Source organism: Pandoraea sp., assembly GCF_004297875.1.
Taxonomy (GTDB): domain Bacteria; phylum Pseudomonadota; class Gammaproteobacteria; order Burkholderiales; family Burkholderiaceae; genus Pandoraea.
Genome location: NZ_SCSK01000035.1, coordinates 162,269 through 179,235, shown reverse-complemented (window position 1 = coordinate 179,235; position 16,967 = coordinate 162,269). Strand labels below are relative to the sequence as shown.

The 16,967-nt window shown below is 58.8% G+C and carries 13 protein-coding genes, 1 tRNA gene and 1 pseudogene; 12 read left to right on the top strand and 3 right to left on the bottom strand.

Annotated features, from left to right (window positions below; genetic code table 11):
* Positions 1–17: 17 nt before the first annotated feature.
* From dapA to EPN80_RS09990, 4 genes and pseudogenes are all read left to right on the top strand, one after another.
* The gene (gene dapA / locus EPN80_RS10005; protein WP_293026295.1) at positions 18–917 is read left to right on the top strand and encodes a 4-hydroxy-tetrahydrodipicolinate synthase; all 900 of its coding nucleotides are present in this window, start codon (positions 18–20) and stop codon (positions 915–917) included.
* Between the two features lie 37 nt (positions 918–954).
* A complete protein-coding gene (gene bamC, locus EPN80_RS10000; protein WP_293026293.1) occupies positions 955–2,091 on the top strand; it encodes an outer membrane protein assembly factor BamC in 1,137 nt (378 codons plus the stop codon).
* Between the two features lie 8 nt (positions 2,092–2,099).
* The gene (locus EPN80_RS09995; protein ID WP_293026291.1) at positions 2,100–2,870 is read left to right on the top strand and encodes an MBL fold metallo-hydrolase; all 771 of its coding nucleotides are present in this window, start codon (positions 2,100–2,102) and stop codon (positions 2,868–2,870) included.
* A 151-nt stretch (positions 2,871–3,021) separates the two neighbouring features.
* Positions 3,022–4,299, top strand: a pseudogene (locus tag EPN80_RS09990) (IS4 family transposase).
* Here the strand turns inward: EPN80_RS09990 and EPN80_RS09985 are convergent.
* Both EPN80_RS09985 and EPN80_RS09980 read right to left on the bottom strand, forming a co-directional pair.
* The gene (locus EPN80_RS09985; RefSeq protein WP_293026289.1) at positions 4,286–4,576 is read right to left on the bottom strand and encodes a hypothetical protein; all 291 of its coding nucleotides are present in this window, start codon (positions 4,574–4,576) and stop codon (positions 4,286–4,288) included. The pseudogene EPN80_RS09990 and the gene EPN80_RS09985 overlap by 14 nt on opposite strands.
* 263 nt (positions 4,577–4,839) lie before the next feature.
* The gene (locus tag EPN80_RS09980; RefSeq protein WP_293026287.1) at positions 4,840–6,027 is read right to left on the bottom strand and encodes a cupin domain-containing protein; all 1,188 of its coding nucleotides are present in this window, start codon (positions 6,025–6,027) and stop codon (positions 4,840–4,842) included.
* 63 nt (positions 6,028–6,090) lie between these two features.
* Here EPN80_RS09980 and EPN80_RS09975 point away from each other — a divergent pair, with 63 nt between their 5' ends.
* The gene (locus tag EPN80_RS09975) at positions 6,091–6,654 is read left to right on the top strand and encodes a peptidylprolyl isomerase (protein ID WP_293026285.1); all 564 of its coding nucleotides are present in this window, start codon (positions 6,091–6,093) and stop codon (positions 6,652–6,654) included.
* 329 nt (positions 6,655–6,983) lie between these two features.
* Here EPN80_RS09975 and mutS read toward each other — a convergent pair whose 3' ends face one another.
* Positions 6,984–9,641: a DNA mismatch repair protein MutS gene (gene mutS, locus EPN80_RS09970; RefSeq protein WP_293026283.1), complete on the bottom strand. Its 2,658-nt coding sequence runs from the start codon at positions 9,639–9,641 to the stop codon at positions 6,984–6,986.
* Positions 9,642–9,889: 248 nt separating this feature from the next.
* On the opposite strand from mutS, the gene EPN80_RS09965 reads away from it, so the two are divergent.
* From EPN80_RS09965 to pheT, 7 genes are all read left to right on the top strand, one after another.
* Positions 9,890–9,966, top strand: a tRNA-Val gene (locus EPN80_RS09965).
* 210 nt (positions 9,967–10,176) lie between these two features.
* Positions 10,177–12,084, top strand: a complete 1,908-nt coding sequence (gene thrS, locus EPN80_RS09960) for a threonine--tRNA ligase (protein ID WP_293026281.1) — start codon at positions 10,177–10,179, stop codon at positions 12,082–12,084.
* Between the two features lie 50 nt (positions 12,085–12,134).
* Positions 12,135–12,656 carry a translation initiation factor IF-3 gene (gene infC, locus EPN80_RS09955; protein WP_293026578.1) on the top strand — a complete coding sequence of 174 codons (522 nt, stop codon included), beginning with the start codon at positions 12,135–12,137 and terminating at the stop codon, positions 12,654–12,656.
* 127 nt (positions 12,657–12,783) lie between these two features.
* Positions 12,784–12,981: a 50S ribosomal protein L35 gene (gene rpmI, locus EPN80_RS09950; RefSeq protein WP_047212955.1), complete on the top strand. Its 198-nt coding sequence runs from the start codon at positions 12,784–12,786 to the stop codon at positions 12,979–12,981.
* A gap of 23 nt (positions 12,982–13,004) precedes the next feature.
* On the top strand, positions 13,005–13,364 hold the full coding sequence (rplT, locus tag EPN80_RS09945) for a 50S ribosomal protein L20 (protein WP_047212956.1): 360 nt from the start codon (positions 13,005–13,007) through the stop codon (positions 13,362–13,364).
* Positions 13,365–13,471: 107 nt separating this feature from the next.
* Positions 13,472–14,485 (top strand): phenylalanine--tRNA ligase subunit alpha, encoded by a 1,014-nt coding sequence (gene pheS / locus EPN80_RS09940; RefSeq protein WP_293026279.1) that lies wholly within the window; start codon positions 13,472–13,474, stop codon positions 14,483–14,485.
* Between the two features lie 17 nt (positions 14,486–14,502).
* The gene (gene pheT, locus EPN80_RS09935; protein ID WP_293026277.1) at positions 14,503–16,941 is read left to right on the top strand and encodes a phenylalanine--tRNA ligase subunit beta; all 2,439 of its coding nucleotides are present in this window, start codon (positions 14,503–14,505) and stop codon (positions 16,939–16,941) included.
* Positions 16,942–16,967: the final 26 nt, after the last annotated feature.

Genomic DNA, 16,967 nt, shown 5'->3' with positions numbered 1-16,967 from the left:
TTTTTTTCAGATAAATCATGACTACCGCCAGACCCATTCGAGGAAGCATCGTCGCCATCGCCACGCCGATGAAGGACGACCAGGACGCAAGCCTGGATCGTGACGCGCTGCGAAAACTGATCGACTGGCATATCGCCGAAGGTACCGACGGTATCGTGATAGTCGGCACGTCAGGCGAATCGCCGACGGTCTGCGTCGAGGAGCACTGCGAGCTGGTCAAGCTGGCGGTGGACCAGGCCGCCAAGCGTGTGCCGATCATTGCAGGCACCGGCGGCAACTCGACGGCCGAGGCGATCGAGTTGACCGAATACGCTCGCAAGGTTGGCGCCGATGCCACCCTGCAGGTCGTTCCCTACTACAACAAGCCTACCCAGGAAGGCATTTATCGGCATTTCCGCGCGATCGCGGAGCACGTCGACCTGCCGGTGATTCTTTACAACGTCCCGGGTCGCACGGTCGCCGATGCCAGCAACGAAACACTGTTGCGCCTGGCGCAGGTGCCGGGCATCATCGGCGTCAAGGACGCTACCGGCAATGTCGACCGTGGCGCCCAACTGATCAAGGATGCGCCAGAGCATTTCGCCGTGTACAGCGGCGATGATTTGACAGCTGTCATGCTGATGCTCATGGGGGGCAAGGGCAATATCTCTGTCACTGCCAATGTGGCGCCTCGCGCGATGCACGAATTATGCGAGGCCGCGATGCGCGGCGACGCGAAGGCCGCGCGCGAGATGCATTTCAGGTTGCTGAACCTGCATCGTGCCATGTTTGTCGAACCCAACCCCATTCCCGTGAAATGGGCGCTTCAACAAATGGGTAAAATCCAGGGCGGTATCCGGTTGCCGCTCACTCCTCTGGCCAAACCGTATCACGACGCGGTGCTAACGGCACTGCGCGAGAGCGCTGTTCTGTCCTGATCCATAAGCGGCCTTGCTCAATCTTTCTTAGCGACTCATGAAACGAATTGTCCGTCTTTCCGTTGTCCGGCCTGTATTGACGTGGGCCGCCTTTGCCGCCGTAGCGCTTGTCGCCGGGTGCAGTTCGCTGAACTCCGCACTGCAGTCCGATCGAGTCGAGTACAAGTCCGCCGAGACCGGTCCGTCGCTGGCGGTACCCCCGGATCTGTCATCGCTGGCTGCAACGCCGGCTGCTCCGATTGGTGGGGCGACTTCGCTGTCCAGCTATGAGAAAAAGGAAAAGGTTCTTGCCGCGCAGCCGAAGGTGCAAGTATTGCCTGAAGTGCCCGGTATGAAGGTCATGCGCGACGGCAGCGAGCGTTGGCTGGTGGTCCATCAGGCGCCAGGCGATTTGTGGCCGACGCTTCGCCAGTTCTGGCAGGAGCAAGGTTTCGTGCTGACGCTCGATTCGCCGGATACTGGTGTGATGGAAACCGGCTGGGAAGAAAACCGGGCCAAGATTCCTCAGGATTTCATCCGCAACTTGCTGGGCAAGGTGATCGACGGGTTGTATTCGACAGGTGTGCGCGATCGTTTCCGTACGCGCGTCGAACGTGGCCCGGACGGAACGACCGATGTGTTCATTACCCACAGCCGAATGGTTGAGGTTTACACAAACTCCCAGAAAGATACGACGAAGTGGGAGCCGGCGCCGAGCGACCCCGGGCTGGAAGCGATTTTCCTGACCAAGCTGATGCAGCGTCTGGGTGCGACCGCGGAAGCCGCCAAGAGCGAGGTGCAAGCCGCCGCACCGGCTGCCCCCGCGACACGCGTGGTCAATGCCGCCGACAAAACCTATCTCGATATCAATGAACCGTTCGACCGCGCATGGGTCCGCGTCGGCGTGGCGCTGGATCGCGCCAATTTCACTGTGACCAGCAGCGATCGTCAGAAGGGGCTTTATCAGGTGCGCTATGTCGATCCAGCCACATTGAGCAAGGATAATGGCTTCTTCTACAGTCTGTTTCACTCGAAGCAGATTCAGGCGAGCAAGGAGCCGCGGCAATACAATGTCAATGTTCGCGGCGAGAGCAACGACCAGACCCGCGTCTACGTGCTCGATCCGAACGGCAATATCGACACGTCGGATATCGCGAAAAATATCATTGGCGTCCTGAGCGCTCAGTTGCAGTAAGGCGAACCGTGCGGTTCGCCAGTCTGGGTAGCGGAAGTGAAGGGAATGCCCTGGTGGTCGAGGCGTGTGATGGCGTCTCGACCACGCGTGTTATGCTCGATTGTGGCTTTTCCGTGCGCGAGACTGAGCGTCGCTTGGCGAGGTTGGCGTTGAGCGCTGATTCGCTCGACGCCATTTTCGTGACTCACGAGCATGCCGACCACATCGGTGGCGCTACCGCACTGGCGCGCAAATACCATATTCCGATTTATATGAGTTGGGGCACGGGGCAGGCCAGCCCGCTCGCCCCGGATCTGGAAGTCTGCTGGTGCCGCTCAGAACAGCCGGTGGTCGTTGGCGCGCTTCAAGCGCTGCCCTACACAGTTCCGCACGATGCGCGCGAGCCGCTCCAGTTTGTGTTCTCGGATGGCCGTAATCGGCTTGGCGTATTGACCGATGCCGGTAGCGCGACGCCTCATTTGATCGAAGTTCTGGGAGGCTGCAGCGCTTTGGTGCTCGAGTGCAACCATGATCGAGATATGCTTGCCGGCAGCAAGTACCCGCCGTCGCTCAAAGCCCGCATTGGTGGGGACTATGGGCATCTGGCCAATGATAGTGCGGCGAACATTTTGCGGTCTGTCGAGCGTAATCGCCTCAAGCGCATCGTTGCTGCTCACTTGAGCCAACAAAATAACTCGCCGATGCTGGCCCGCGTGGCCTTGGCCGAGGCGCTGGATACGGCACCGGATGAAATTCTCGTCGCTTCGCAAGAGGAAGGTGTCGACTGGCAGGAAGCGTGAAATTAGCGCTGGGCCGCATGGCAAACGAATCGATGATCCAATAGAAAAAAAGCCGGCCTAACCCGTAATGCCGTTCAGTTAAGAGCTGAACGGCATTTTTTGGGGGGGGTGGCGTTGTAAGCGGTGCGGCGAGCTGTTAACTTTGGCCGCGATGCTGAGCGACCACCTGAGCTTCCTGCTGGATGCGGTGCCTGCCGTGCAAGTGGTTTGGCTCGTGATCGCGCTGGCGAGTTATCGCCGCCGGTCGATCAGCGAGGTAGTCGACAGCCTTGATCTGGTATTACCCAACGAAGCGACGTTCGTCAGCAAGAGCGCTGTGACCCAGGCTCGGCAACGCTTGGGCGATGCGCCGATGGTTTGGCTGTTCGAACGGACCGCACGAGCCTGGCGCCAGCACGACGCTGGACGCCACGTCTTCAAGAGGCTGAGTCTGCGGGCCATGGATGGCACTACGCTGCGCACCCCGGACAGTGCCGAGAATCGAGAGCATTTCGGTGCGCAGGGCTATGCCAGCGGCAAAGTGGCGAGCTATCCGCGGGTGCGAGCCGTGGCGCTGACTTCGGTGCCGGCCCACCTGGTCTCGAACATCGCGTTCGGTCGCTACGATACGAATGAGATGCTTTATGCCAAGCAATTGCTGGCGCAGATCCCGGATCACCCGCTGACGGTCTTCGACAAGGGCTTTCTGTCTGCAGAGATCCTATGCGGTCTGACAGCGGGCATGCGCAATCGCCACTCCCTGATTCCCGCCAAAGCCAATACGCGCTGGGAAGTGGTATCAGGTAAGCCCGAAGATGCCTTGGTGCGCATGCGCGCCTCACCACAGGCACGGCAGAAGTGCCCTGAGCTACCCGAATGGTGGATGGCGCGCGCGATTCGCGTGGCGGATGCGGGCAGCCGCGAGCGGGTGCTACTGACTTCGTTGACCGACCGACGCCGCTTCTAGGTGGCCGACCTGGATGCTTGCTACGAGCGCCGCTGGCAGGTCGAAACCAGCCGCCGCGAACTCAAACAATCCATGCTCGGCAGCGAGCTGACGCTACGTAGCCGAACCGCCGAAGGTGTCTACCAGGAAATCCGGGGCGGGCTGATCGCCTACAACCCGATTCGCCGCGAAATGGCCAGCGCGGCCTTCGAGGCCAGGTGCGAACCGACCGAACTCAGCTTCGTGCGCTCCTTCCATCTCATCCAGCACGAGATGATGTGGGCTGCTCACCCGCCGGCGCTCGCCAAGCTTCCCGCCGTTCTTAAACGTCTGCGGGAGCACCTCAAGCGGCTCATCAACGAAAAACGACCCGACCGCAAATGCGATCGGGTCGTCAAATCGCGACCACTCCGCTACACCGTCCGGTACCTAAAAAAGACCTTGACTGAACGGCATTACGGCCAGAGCCGGCTTTTCGTCAGAAGCCTAATTACTGCTTCTTGACGGCGTCTTTCGCAGCGTCGACGGCGGCGCCAGCAGCAGAGGCTGCCGACGAGGCGGCTGCGCTAACGTCCGAAGCGGCTTCCTGGGCAGCAGCGCCAGCGGCCGAAGCGGCATCGCTGGCAGCGGCGCCGGCGGCGGATGCGGCGGAACTGGCGTCAGAGGCGGCAGCAGCGGCTGCGCTGGCAGCGGTGTTGTCGGCCGCCGGTTGTTCCTCTTTCTTACCGCAGGCGGTCAAGGTCAGCGCCAGCAACGCGGCGACGAGGAGAGACTTTTTCATGATCACGTCCTTTTATAGTGTAGACAAACGAAGAAATATGCAATGAATCGGGGTACGCTGGGTCAGCGTAAGGCCAGCTGCGTGCGCGTCGGCAATTGTGGATTACCCTAGTTCTGCAGGTGGCTTGGCGGGAAATTATAGGGGGTTTCATATATGTAGTCGATGATATTTCCCAGCATTCGTTGCTTTTTTTTCTTCGTTTTACCTATGGCATGATGGCGACCCGCCGCAGGCTTGCGCAACGGCTCGATCCGCGAAAAAGCTCAACGACTGGCCCCCGGCGGCGTAAGTTCGATCCATCCGGCACGATACCATTCGTACAGAATGTCCCAGTCTGGCGCGGGTGGCGCCGGCAGTTCTGCGCAATCGGCCTGGCTCAGTCGCCGAGCGTCGGCTAATCGGCGAAACCATTTTTGCGCGGCGCTGGGCAGCGATTGAATTTCCCCGTTGAAAAACGAATAACCTGCCTCATACAGACATTGACTTTGACGCGCCAGCGCGACGCCCTGGGCGCGAGCGCGACGTAAAAAGGCGCCTCGCGTCATCGGCGACTCCGGCGGCGTGAAATAGACCTGAGGTTTGGGCTCGCTCAGCCATTGGCCGAGAAAACGGACGATATCCTGCCGACGCCATCGGACCTTGGCCAGTTGTGCTGCGATGCGATCGATCATTTGGTTTGGCAGGCGTGCCGGATGTGCGACAGACGGTTGCCTGGGATCTGCGTAACGCCCCTCAAACGCCTGACCAAGTGGCAGTTCGTCACTATTTTCAGCCAGGAAATAGAGAAAATTTTGTAGGATCTCGCGATTGGTTGGCGCCCGAAAGCCGATCGAATATGTCATGCATTCACCCAGCGCGACGCCGTCGTGAGCGTAGCCAGGCGGCAGGTAGAGCATATCGCCAGGGATTAGATCCCATTCCTGCTCGGCCTTGAAGTTTTTCAGTATTTTCAACGGCAAGCCGTCGATCAGCGTTTGATCCTGTTGTGCGGAAATACGCCAACGGCGCGTGCCGTGGGCCTGCAATAGGAATACGTCATAGGAATCGAAGTGCGGCCCGACGCCGCCACCATCGGTGGCGTAGCTGATCATGAGATCATCCAGTCGCGCGTCCGGCACGAAGCGAAACTGGTCTAATAGTGCTCGCGCGCCGTCGTGATGCAGGTTCACTCCCTGCAACAGGAGTGTCCATTGCCGTGTGCGCGCACTTGGCAAATCGGCTGCCTCGAATGGCCCGCTCGACAGCGTCCAGCGTTGCCGTATCTGCCGAACCAGACGGGATTCGACGTCGTCTCGAGCGGCCAGCGCGAGCAATGCAGCGCGGTCCAGCAATGGTGTGAAACCGGGAATCGCCTGGCGAATCACCAGCGGTTGCCGGTGCCAGTAGCGCCGCATGAATTCGGCTGACGAGAGGTCGCCAAGCAGGGAGGGTGGTTGCAAGGATCTTTTCATGCGAGTACAAAGGAGCCGTCAGAGAGGCTCCCGTATAATGTGGGCTGTTTTCCGGAGAGTTTGATGAAGATTGAAAAAAATACCGTCGTGTCGGTCGCGTACACACTGTCAGATTCCCAAGGCAATCTGATCGAGGAAAGTGGCGACGAGCCGATGGTTTATTTGCATGGCGGCTATGATGGCACGTTCCCGAAAATCGAGGAAGCGCTGGATGGGCGGGATATTGGGTTTGAAGCGCAGTTGCAGCTGGAGCCCGAAGATGCGTTTGGTGATTATGATCCCGAACTGATCAAGGTCGAGGAACGCGCCCGCTTTCCCGAGCCGCTGGAAGTGGGCATGCAGTTCGAGGGATCGCCCGAAGACGGTGACGATGAGGCCCAAACCCTGATTTATACCGTGACCGACGTCGCTGATGACAAAGTGGTGCTTGACGGCAATCATCCGCTGGCAGGTATGGCGCTGAGATTTTCTCTCAAGGTCACCGACGTTCGAGAGGCTACCGAGGACGAAATCGAGCATGAGCATGCGCATGGTGCGAGTGGACTCGAGGTTCTCGACGAGGACGATCAGGGTGAGGCTGGCGGCGAGCAGGATGACGGTCACGGGGCACCGCGCATTCTGCACTGATATTCGGGGCGATGCCCGACGTTAACCTGAGCGCGCGTCGGAATGTCGGGCGTGCCGAAAAGCTGCGGCACGCGTCGGAGCGCGCCTGCTCGAGGCAGCCGGCTTGATCGCCCGACGCGCTGTGACAGATCTATGAGCGACATTGATGCGTCTCTTGCAGATAAAGAGCGCGCATCTCGTCCAGGGCGGGCTGGTACCGCGCTGAATGGATAGCTGAATGGGCCGCCCGCACCTGGCGGCCTATTTTTTTGCGCGCGGCAAAGCTGTTGCCAGGCGACGCCGGATGAACATTCCGGGCGCGCACCGAAGCGAGCGCTACCGTGCCGTCCTCAGGTTTTGTCCAGCATGCCGCGCAGTTCGTAGAGCGCCTCGAGCGCATCGCGTGGGCGCAGATTATCGGGGTCGATTGCCTCGAGGCGATCGAGGATAGCCTGCTGCGCCGCACTGGGCGAAGGCATGACTGGCGTCGCCTCGATGGCATCGAAGCGCGGCGTGGCGAACAGATCCATCTGCGGCGCTGCGGCGTTGAGCGATTGCTGCTCGAGTTCGGCCAGATGCTTGCGTGCAGCGCGAATCACGGCAGGAGGGACTCCGGCCAGTTGAGCGACCTGCAATCCGTAGCTTTGGCTGGCCGGTCCGCTTTGAACCGCGTGCAGGAACACAATGCCGTCGCCGTGCTCGATGGCATCGAGATGTACATTGGCCGCCTGCGGGAATTCGTCGGGCAGTTGAGTCAGTTCGAAATAATGGGTGGCAAAGAGCGTAAAGCTGCGATTGTGTGTCAAGAGCTGACGCCCTATCGCCCAGGCCAGCGCCAAACCGTCGAAGGTCGATGTGCCGCGCCCGATCTCGTCCATCAGAACCAGGCTTTGCTCGGTCGCATTGTGAAGAATCGTTGCCGACTCCGTCATTTCGACCATGAAGGTCGAACGTCCTCCAGCCAGGTCGTCGGCTGCGCCGATGCGCGTATAGATAGCGTCGAGCGGGCCGAAGATCGCCTGTTCGGCAGGAACATAGCTACCGACATAGGCCAGCAATACAATCAGCGCAGTCTGGCGCATGAAAGTCGATTTACCGCCCATGTTGGGGCCAGTGATCAGCAGCAATTTGCGCGCTGCGTCGAGTTGGCAATCATTGGCGATAAAACGCTCGACTTGATTTTCCACCACCGGGTGCCTGCCCTGAATAATCGAGAGTGCCGGCTCGTCACTCAAGATGGGCGCTGTCCAGCGCAGCGTGCCGGCACGCTCGGCGAGCGTGCACAGCACATCCAGCTGTGCCAGCGCGGCTGCGATGCGCTGGCAATCCGCGATATACGGCAGCAAGGATTGGAGCAGCGTGTCGTATAACATTTTCTCGCGAGCGAGCGAGCGCTCCTGGGCCGACAGCGCCTTGTCCTCGAAGGTCTTGAGCTCCGGTGTGATGTAGCGCTCCGCGTTTTTGAGCGTTTGGCGGCGACGATAATCGTCCGGTACTTTGTCGGTCTGGCCGCGCGTGACTTCGATATAGAAGCCGTGAACCCGGTTGTACTCGACGCGCAGATTGGGGATGCCGGTGCGCGCTCGCTCGCGCGCCTCCAGATCGACCAAAAACTGCCCGCAGTTTTCCGAAATGTCTCGCAATTCATCGAGTTCAGCGTCGAATCCTCGCGCGATGACGCCACCGTCGCGCAGTATCGCAGCCGGTTCGGCGGCGATACTGCGGGCCAGCATTTCGACGCAGGCCTCGGGTGGCGTCAGTTCTGCATGCAATGTATCGAGCAGGGAGGCCCCGCCTTGCGCCGGAGCAAGGGCGGCCTGCAGTTGCGGTAACTGCTGCAATGAGTCGCGCAAGCTCGATAGATCTCGCGGCCGCGCAGACAACAGCGCCAGCCGGGCAGTGATGCGCTCGACATCGGCGACGCGACGCAATTCATTGCGCAACGGTTGCCAGGCAGCACCGTACGCATCGTCGAGCAGCACGCCGATAGCTTGCTGGCGCGCGCGCGGGATTTGCTGATCGCGCCAGGGATGATGCAACCAGTGGCGCAATAATCGGCTGCCCATGGTGGTGCTGCAGGTGTCGAGCAGCGAGAGCAGCGTTGGAGACTCCGTGCCACGCAGGGTTTCCGTGATCTCGAGATTGCGCCGGGTGGCGCTGTCCAGGCCGATATACGCGGACTCCCGCTCGACGATCAGTCTTTGCACGTGGCGCAGCGACTGCCCCTGGGTTGCCGCGGCGTATTGGAGCAGTGCGCCGACTGCGCCGAGCGCCGGAGCGAGGTCATCGCACCCGAAGGCGCTTAGCTGCGTTACCCCTAACTGATCGCGAATACGTTGGGTCCCGGTGGCAATGTCGAAATGCCAATCCGGCAGTCGGGTGAGTGCGCCGTGAGCGAGCCCTTCGACGGCATCGATCTGGCTGTCCGCTACGAGCGTTTCGGCGGGGCGAATGCGCTCGAACTCACGATCCAGGCGATCCGGCGCAACTTCGAGCAGGCGCAATTCGCCGCTGGCAAGATTGAGCCAGGCGAGCCCGATTTTGGGTGCTGCCGCTTTGCGTGCCGGCTGCACATGTAGTGCCAGCAGATACTGATCGACCTTGTCGGACAGCAGTGCCGCGTCGGTTAGCGTACCCGGCGTAACGACCCTGACCACTTTTCGCTCGACCGGCCCTTTGGTGGTGGCCGGGTCACCAATCTGTTCGCAGATCGCGACCGATTCGCCGAGTTTTACGAGTTTGGCGAGATATTGCTCAACCGCATGATGGGGCACCCCAGCCATCTTGATCGGCGTGCCGGCAGAGGCTCCGCGTGAAGTCAGCGTGAGATCGAGCAGGCGAGATGCTTTTTCCGCATCGTCGAAGAATAATTCGTAGAAATCACCCATGCGGTAAAACACGAGCGTATCGGGATGATCGGCCTTGATGCGCAGGTATTGCTGCATCATTGGTGTGTGATTGTCGAAGGCTTTATCGCGATCGCCAGTTGCCTTGGGTGGTGCGGCCATTCATTCCTCTCAGAGGCGCCCCGAGGGGGGCGCTTAATACCAATTTCCAGGCAAAATTTAGCACACATGCGCAGGTGGATTTCGCCCGCGAGCCGGGCGTCGGGTAGTGGTAGCCATGAAAACGTTGGGTGTGTCCTGATGAGCGCATCCGCATGCTGTGTGAAGCCCTGGCGTCGCGATTGGTTTTTGATCGTTTTGGTGCTTGTTGAATTTTAAAATGCCGTGCTACAATCGCGTTCTCTTGAAATAGGCTCGTAGCTCAGCTGGTTAGAGCACCACCTTGACATGGTGGGGGTCGTTGGTTCGAGTCCAATCGAGCCTACCAACGAACAACGTACGTTTTTCTGCAAGAACGTAGAAGGGCATCCAGTTTATGACAGCGCGAACTTTTACCGAGGTGAAGGCGCGACGTTAGTCGGGGGTGTTTTTCGTCTCAAGAAAAGCAAGCAAATGCGGCCTCGGCATACGTCGAGGCCGCATTTTTTTCGCCCACTGAATTTGCCCGATGAGGGATTTTGCAAAAAGGGGTCGCCGCATGGTTTCAGTTCGTTTGCCTGATGGTTCGCAGCGCCAGTTCGATCAACCGGTCACGGTGGCTCAAGTCGCTGCATCGATTGGCCCTGGGCTGGCCAAGGCTGCCCTGGCCGGCAAGGTCGATGGCAGGTTGGTCGACACGTCGTACTTGCTTGATCAGGATGTCGATCTGGCAATCGTGACCGAGCGTGACGCGGACGGCCTCGACATCATTCGCCATTCGACGGCTCACCTGCTCGCTTATGCCGTGAAGGCGCTCTATCCGGAGGCGCAGGTCACCATCGGGCCGGTGATCGAAAATGGCTTTTACTACGATTTTTCCTTTCATCGGCCGTTCACACCGGAAGATCTCGCGGCGATCGAGCAGAAAATGCACGAATTGGCCAAACGGGACGAACCGGTGGTGCGCGAGGTGTGGAGCCGTGACGATGCGGTTGCCCTGTTCAATTCGATGGGTGAGAAATACAAGGCAGAGATCATCGCGTCGATTCCGGCCGAGCAGGAGATCGGGTTGTATCGAGAGGGGCAGTTCGTTGATTTGTGCCGCGGCCCGCACGTTCCATCCACCGGCAAGTTGAAGGTTTTCAAGTTGATGAAGGTCGCCGGTGCTTATTGGCGCGGTGACTCGAATAATGAGCAACTGCAGCGCATTTATGGCACGGCATGGGCGAAGAAGGAAGATCAGGATGCCTACCTGCATATGCTCGAAGAGGCGGAAAAGCGCGATCACCGCAAGCTCGGTCGATCGCTCGATCTGTTTCATTTCCAGGAGGAAGCGCCTGGCCTGATCTTCTGGCATCCGAAGGGGTGGGCGCTATGGCAGGAAGTCGAGCAGTACATGCGGCGCATTTACCGCGAAAATGGCTACCAGGAGGTCAAGGCGCCACAAATTCTGGACCGCGCCTTGTGGGAAAAATCCGGGCACTGGGAGAACTACAAGGAGAACATGTTTACCACGGAGTCGGAAAACCGCCACTACGCGCTCAAGCCGATGAACTGTCCGGGACATGTACAAATCTTCAACGCTACGCTGCACAGCTATCGGGATTTGCCGTTGCGCTATGGCGAGTTCGGTCAGTGCCATCGCAATGAGCCGTCCGGCGCGTTGCACGGGTTGATGCGGGTGCGGGGCTTTACCCAGGACGACGGTCATATTTTCTGTACCGAAGATCAAATTCTCGATGAGTGCGTGAACTATACGGCGTTGCTACAGCGCGTTTATAAGGATTTCGGTTTTTCAGAGATCATTTATAAAGTGGCAACGCGCCCGCCCAAGCGAGTAGGAACCGATGCTGGCTGGGACAAGGCGGAATTTGCCTTGATGGAATCATTGCGTCGCTCGGGCTGCGAATTCGAAATTGCGGAGGGTGACGGGGCCTTCTACGGACCGAAGATCGAGTACACGCTTAAAGATGCCATCGGTCGCCAGTGGCAATGCGGAACGATGCAAGTCGATTTTTCGATGCCGGAGCGGTTGAACGCCGAATATGTGGCTGAAGACAATGCCCGCAAGCGGCCGGTGATGCTGCATCGCGCCATTCTGGGGTCGTTGGAACGGTTCATCGGCATTTTGATCGAGCACCACGCTGGTGCATTGCCGCTTTGGCTCGCCCCGGAGCAGGCTATCGTGCTGAATATTGCGGAAAATCAAGCCGAATACGCCCGACAGGTAACTCAAACGTTGAAAAAACAAGGGTTTAGAGTACGCGCCGATTTGCGCAATGAGAAAATTAGCTATAAAATACGCGAGCACGCGCTGCAAAAAGTGCCGTATTTGCTTGTCGTTGGTGATAAGGAGCGTGATGCCAACGTGGTAGCCGTTCGGGCTCGTGGCGGCGTGGACTTGGGGACTTTACCCTTATCCGCGCTATCAGAACGCTTCACTCAAGAGTGTGAGGCCTTTCAATAATGCCACTGAGAGGTACGGCTAAATTTTTGTATTTTTAAAGGGAACGTAACATCGCTACGGAGAAGTCGCATCGCATCAACGGCGAGATTACAGCGCCGGAAGTGCGTCTAGTTGGGGTCGACGGGGAACCGATCGGCGTCGTTAAACTGGCTGAGGCCTTCCGGATGTCCGAGGAAGGCGATCTGGACTTGGTCGAGATTGCGCCACAGGCGCAACCGCCTGTGTGCCGGCTGATGGATTACGGTAAATTCAAATACCAGGAATCCAAGAAAGCGCACGAGGCCAAGCTCAAGCAAAAGGTCATCCAGATCAAGGAAGTCAAATTCCGCCCTGGGACAGACGAGGGTGACTACCAGGTTAAGTTGCGCAATCTACAGCGTTTCTTGGATGAGGGTGACAAGACCAAGATAACGTTACGTTTCCGCGGGCGCGAAATGGCTCACCAGGAGATTGGCATGCGCGTGCTGGAACGCTTGCGTGCGGATCTTGACGAAATTGGTCAGGTCGAGCAAATGCCCAAGATGGAAGGGCGTCAGATGATCATGGTGCTCGCGCCTAAAAAGAAGAAGTGAGTCGTGTCACCGCGGAGGAATCCGCGGTGAAACAAACAGGGGTATTAGCCCCGCACAAGTGAGAGCAGGTTAGTCAAGGGTCGCTGTTCGCGGCACACCTGTGATCATATTAGAACTGGAGTTTTTCATGCCGAAGATGAAAACCAAGAAAAGCGCGTCCAAGCGCTTTGTGGTGCGTCCGGGCGGGACCGTCAAGCGCGGTCAGGCCTTCAAGCGCCACATTCTCACCAAGAAAACCACCAAGAACAAACGCCACCTGCGCGGCTCTGCGGAAGTTCACGAGTCCAACGTGAAATCCGTGCGCGCGATGATGCCGTTCGCTTAAACCCCGACCGATAGGAGAAAAACATGCCTCGAGTCAAACGTGGGGTCACAGCGCGGGCCCGTCACAAGAAAATTATCGCAGCCGCCAAGGGTTACCGTGGTCGCCGCAACAATGTGTTCCGCATTGCCAAGCAAGCTGTCATGCGCGCAGGGCAATATGCCTATCGCGATCGTCGTAACAAGAAACGCGTTTTCCGCGCACTGTGGATTACGCGGATCAATGCCGGTGTGCGTGAGCATGGCATGACCTACAGCGTGTTCATCAATGGCTTGAAAAAGGCGTCGATCGAGCTTGACCGCAAGGTGCTGGCGGATATGGCCGTCACTGATAAGGCTGCTTTTGCAGCGATTGTCAATCAGGTGAAAGCCGCCGTCGCAGCGTAAATGCTGTATTTTGAGCGGCGTCAGAATTTGGCGCCGCCACCTGAAGGGGGCTCTCACCGAGCCCCCTTTTGTTTTCGATATTCGATTTGCTCAACCGCCGAGCTCCTATGGACCTGGAACATATCGTTAGCGAAGCGCAGCGGGCTTTTGCCGCTGCCCTTGATGCCGCGTCACTTGAAAATGAGAAGGCGCGTTTTCTCGGAAAATCCGGGCAACTGACCGAACTGCTCAAGGGGCTGGGCAAGCTCGACGCGGAGCGGCGCAAAGCGGAAGGTGCGCGCATCAACGCGGCCAAGCAGCAGGTCGAGACCGCCTTGCAGGCCCGTCGCCAGGCGCTGAACGATGAGCTGATGAATGTTCGCCTGGCCACCGAAGCAATCGACGTGACGCTGCCGGGGCGCGGGCAATCGCGCGGCACGCTTCACCCGGTGTTGTCTACTTGGGAACGGGTGGAAAAAATCTTTCACTCGATCGGTTTTGACGTGGCCGATGGCCCGGAGATCGAAACTGACTGGTATAACTTTACGGCGCTGAACAGTCCGGAAAATCATCCGGCTCGCTCGATGCAAGATACTTTTTACGTCGACGGCAGCGACGAAACGGGCAAGCCATTGCTGTTGAGGACTCACACGAGCCCGATGCAGGTGCGTTATGCGCGCATGCATCGTCCGCCGATCAAGGTTATTGCGCCGGGGCGTACATATCGCGTTGACAGCGATGCAACGCACTCGCCGATGTTCCATCAAGTCGAGGGGCTGTGGATTGACGAGAACATCAGCTTCGCCGATCTGAAGGGCGTATATACCGATTTTCTGCGACAGTTTTTCGAGCGAGATGACATTCGCGTCCGATTTCGCCCCTCTTATTTTCCGTTTACCGAGCCGTCGGCGGAGATCGATATGGCGTTCGAGAGCGGGAAAAATGCGGGGAAATGGCTCGAGATCTCTGGTTCCGGCCAGGTCCATCCAAATGTCGTGCGCAATATGGGGCTTGACCCCGAGCGGTATATCGGCTTTGCCTTCGGCAGCGGTCTGGAACGCCTGGCGATGTTGCGCTATGGCGTCGATGATCTGCGCCTGTTCTACGAAAACGATTTGCGCTTCCTGCGCCAATTTGCATAAGAGGCTGCTTCTACAACATGCAATTCTCCGAATCCTGGCTGAGAACCCTGATCGACCCGCCGTTGACGAGCGAGGCACTGGCGCACGCGCTGACGATGGCGGGACTGGAAGTCGAAGAAATCCAACCGGTTGCGCCCCGATCTTCCGGCGTTGTCGTAGCCAAGGTGCTGGAGCTCGCGAAGCATCCCAACGCCGATCGTTTGAACGTATGTCAGGTCGATGCCGGCACGGGCGAGATTCTGAACATCGTCTGCGGTGCGCCGAATGTGGCACCGGGCATCAAGGTGCCGTGTGCATTGCCCGGCGCTCTGTTGCCGGCGTCGGAGGCTGGCGGTGCTCCATTTCAGATCAAGGTGGGCAAGTTGCGTGGCGTGGAAAGCCATGGAATGCTTTGCTCCGCGCGGGAACTCAAGCTCTCGGAGGACCACAGCGGCCTGATGTTGCTGGCCGATGATGCCCCGATCGGGCAGGATATTCGCGAATATCTTGATCTCGATGACAAGCTTTTCACGGTCAAATTGACGCCCAACAAGGCTGATTGCCTCTCGATGCTTGGCATTGCGCGTGAAGTTCAAGCCATTACCGGGGCGACCAACAATGGCGTGCCCGTTACGCCAGTCCAGGCATCGATCAACGACACGTTCCCGGTCCGTATTAGCGACCCGAGTGGCTGTGGGCGCTTTGCAGGTCGCGTCATCCGAGGGGTGAACGCCAAGGCAGCGACTCCCGGTTGGATGATTGCCCGGCTCGAGCGGGCGGGGCAACGCAGTATTTCGGCCCTGGTCGACATCACCAATTACGTGATGCTGGAGTTGGGCCAGCCGCTGCATGTTTATGATCTGAACAAGCTGCAGGGCGGAATCGATGTGCGCTTCGGTCGATCTGGCGAGACGCTCAAGTTACTTAACGATCAGATTGTCGAACTCGATTCGACCACCCTGGCGATTACGGACGAGTCTGGGCCGATTGGCCTGGCCGGCATGATGGGCGGGAATTCCACCAAGGCTGAGCTGGGTACCGAAGACATATTCCTGGAATCCGCATTCTTTTTCCCGGCGGCCATTCAAGGCCGTTCGCGCCGCTTTAATTTGTCGAGCGATGCATCGCATCGTTTCGAGCGGGGTGTCGACTTCGCGGGCAATGTGGTCGCGCTTGAGCGCGCCACGCGGCTGGTGCTCGATATATGCGGCGGTCAGCCCGGGCCAGTAGCTGACCTCGTCGCTCAGTTGCCGCTGCGCAATCCGGTGCGCTTGCGCGTTTCCAGGGCCGCCAAGATTCTTGGGGTACCGGTCTCGACAGCGGAGGTCGGCGAGATTTTTGCGCGACTCGGGCTGTCGTGTGCGCAGATTGATGCTGACGTGTTCGAGGTGACGCCGCCATCTTATCGTTTCGACCTTGAGATCGAGGAAGACCTGATTGAGGAGGTCGCGCGAATTCATGGTTTCGAGCGTATTCCATCCAAACCGCCGGTCGCTGCCAACGCGATGCGCCGCACCGACGAAGCGCGCCGCTCGCTGCATACGCTACGTCACGAGTTGGCGGGACGCGGTTATCAGGAGACGGTCAATTTCAGTTTTGTTGACGCGGAATGGGAGCGCGATTTCGCAGCGAACGAAACACCCATTAAATTGATCAATCCGATCGCCAGCCATCTTGCAGTCATGCGTTCGACGCTAATCGGTGGGCTGCTGCAGGCCGTACGCTATAACCTGAATCGCAAGGCGTCGCGTGCACGCGTGTTCGAAATCGGCCGTGTCTACCATCGCGATAGCGCGGTCGAGACTGGTCCGCTTTCGGTGCAAGGAATTCGGCAGCCGTTGACCGTCGGCGCGTTGGCGTATGGCTCCGTGTTCGACGAGCAGTGGGGGGTGCCGACCCGCCTGGTCGACTATTTCGATGTCAAAGGCGATCTTGAAGCGCTGCTTGCGCCAGCCGCAGCGCGGTTTGTCGCGGATGTGCATCCAGGCTTGCATCCGGGGCGTAGCGCTCGAATCGAGATCGACGGGCGTAGCGTCGGCTGGATAGGCGAATTGCATCCCCGCTGGCTGCAAAAGTATGAGTTCCCGCATGCGCCGGTGTTATTCGAGATTGAGGCAGAGGCTTTGTTTCGGCGTGCGATTCCCGCCTACCAGGACATCTCTAAATTCCCGCCGGTGGTGCGCGATGTCGCCGTTGTGGTGTCGCAGGCTCAGCCGGCGCAGGCGTTGCTCGATGAAATGCTCGCGTGTGTGCGCAGCGAACAGGCATGCGCGGACGTGCAAAGCATCGTGCTGTTCGACGAGTTTCGCCCGAAGGCAGGTATGTCTGGAGGACTCTCAGTCGAGGAAAAAAGCCTGGCGTTTCGTGTTACCCTGCAAAACGCGATGGGGACCTTGCAGGACGAGAGCGTTGACCGTGCGATCGCAGCGTTGATCGATCGAGTGATAACCGTGTTCGAGGCTCGTTTGCGAACCTGAAGGCGATACCAACTGTTGGGGAATGC

Coding starts and splice junctions, on each gene's coding strand:
- dapA (WP_293026295.1), top strand. CDS start 18: ATGACTACCGCCAGACCCATTCGAGGAAGCATCGTCGCCATCGCCACG.
- bamC (WP_293026293.1), top strand. CDS start 955: ATGAAACGAATTGTCCGTCTTTCCGTTGTCCGGCCTGTATTGACGTGG.
- EPN80_RS09985 (WP_293026289.1), bottom strand. CDS start 4,576: ATGAAAAAGTCTCTCCTCGTCGCCGCGTTGCTGGCGCTGACCTTGACC.
- EPN80_RS09980 (WP_293026287.1), bottom strand. CDS start 6,027: ATGAAAAGATCCTTGCAACCACCCTCCCTGCTTGGCGACCTCTCGTCA.
- EPN80_RS09975 (WP_293026285.1), top strand. CDS start 6,091: ATGAAGATTGAAAAAAATACCGTCGTGTCGGTCGCGTACACACTGTCA.
- mutS (WP_293026283.1), bottom strand. CDS start 9,641: ATGGCCGCACCACCCAAGGCAACTGGCGATCGCGATAAAGCCTTCGAC.
- thrS (WP_293026281.1), top strand. CDS start 10,177: ATGGTTTCAGTTCGTTTGCCTGATGGTTCGCAGCGCCAGTTCGATCAA.
- rpmI (WP_047212955.1), top strand. CDS start 12,784: ATGCCGAAGATGAAAACCAAGAAAAGCGCGTCCAAGCGCTTTGTGGTG.
- rplT (WP_047212956.1), top strand. CDS start 13,005: ATGCCTCGAGTCAAACGTGGGGTCACAGCGCGGGCCCGTCACAAGAAA.
- pheS (WP_293026279.1), top strand. CDS start 13,472: ATGGACCTGGAACATATCGTTAGCGAAGCGCAGCGGGCTTTTGCCGCT.
- pheT (WP_293026277.1), top strand. CDS start 14,503: ATGCAATTCTCCGAATCCTGGCTGAGAACCCTGATCGACCCGCCGTTG.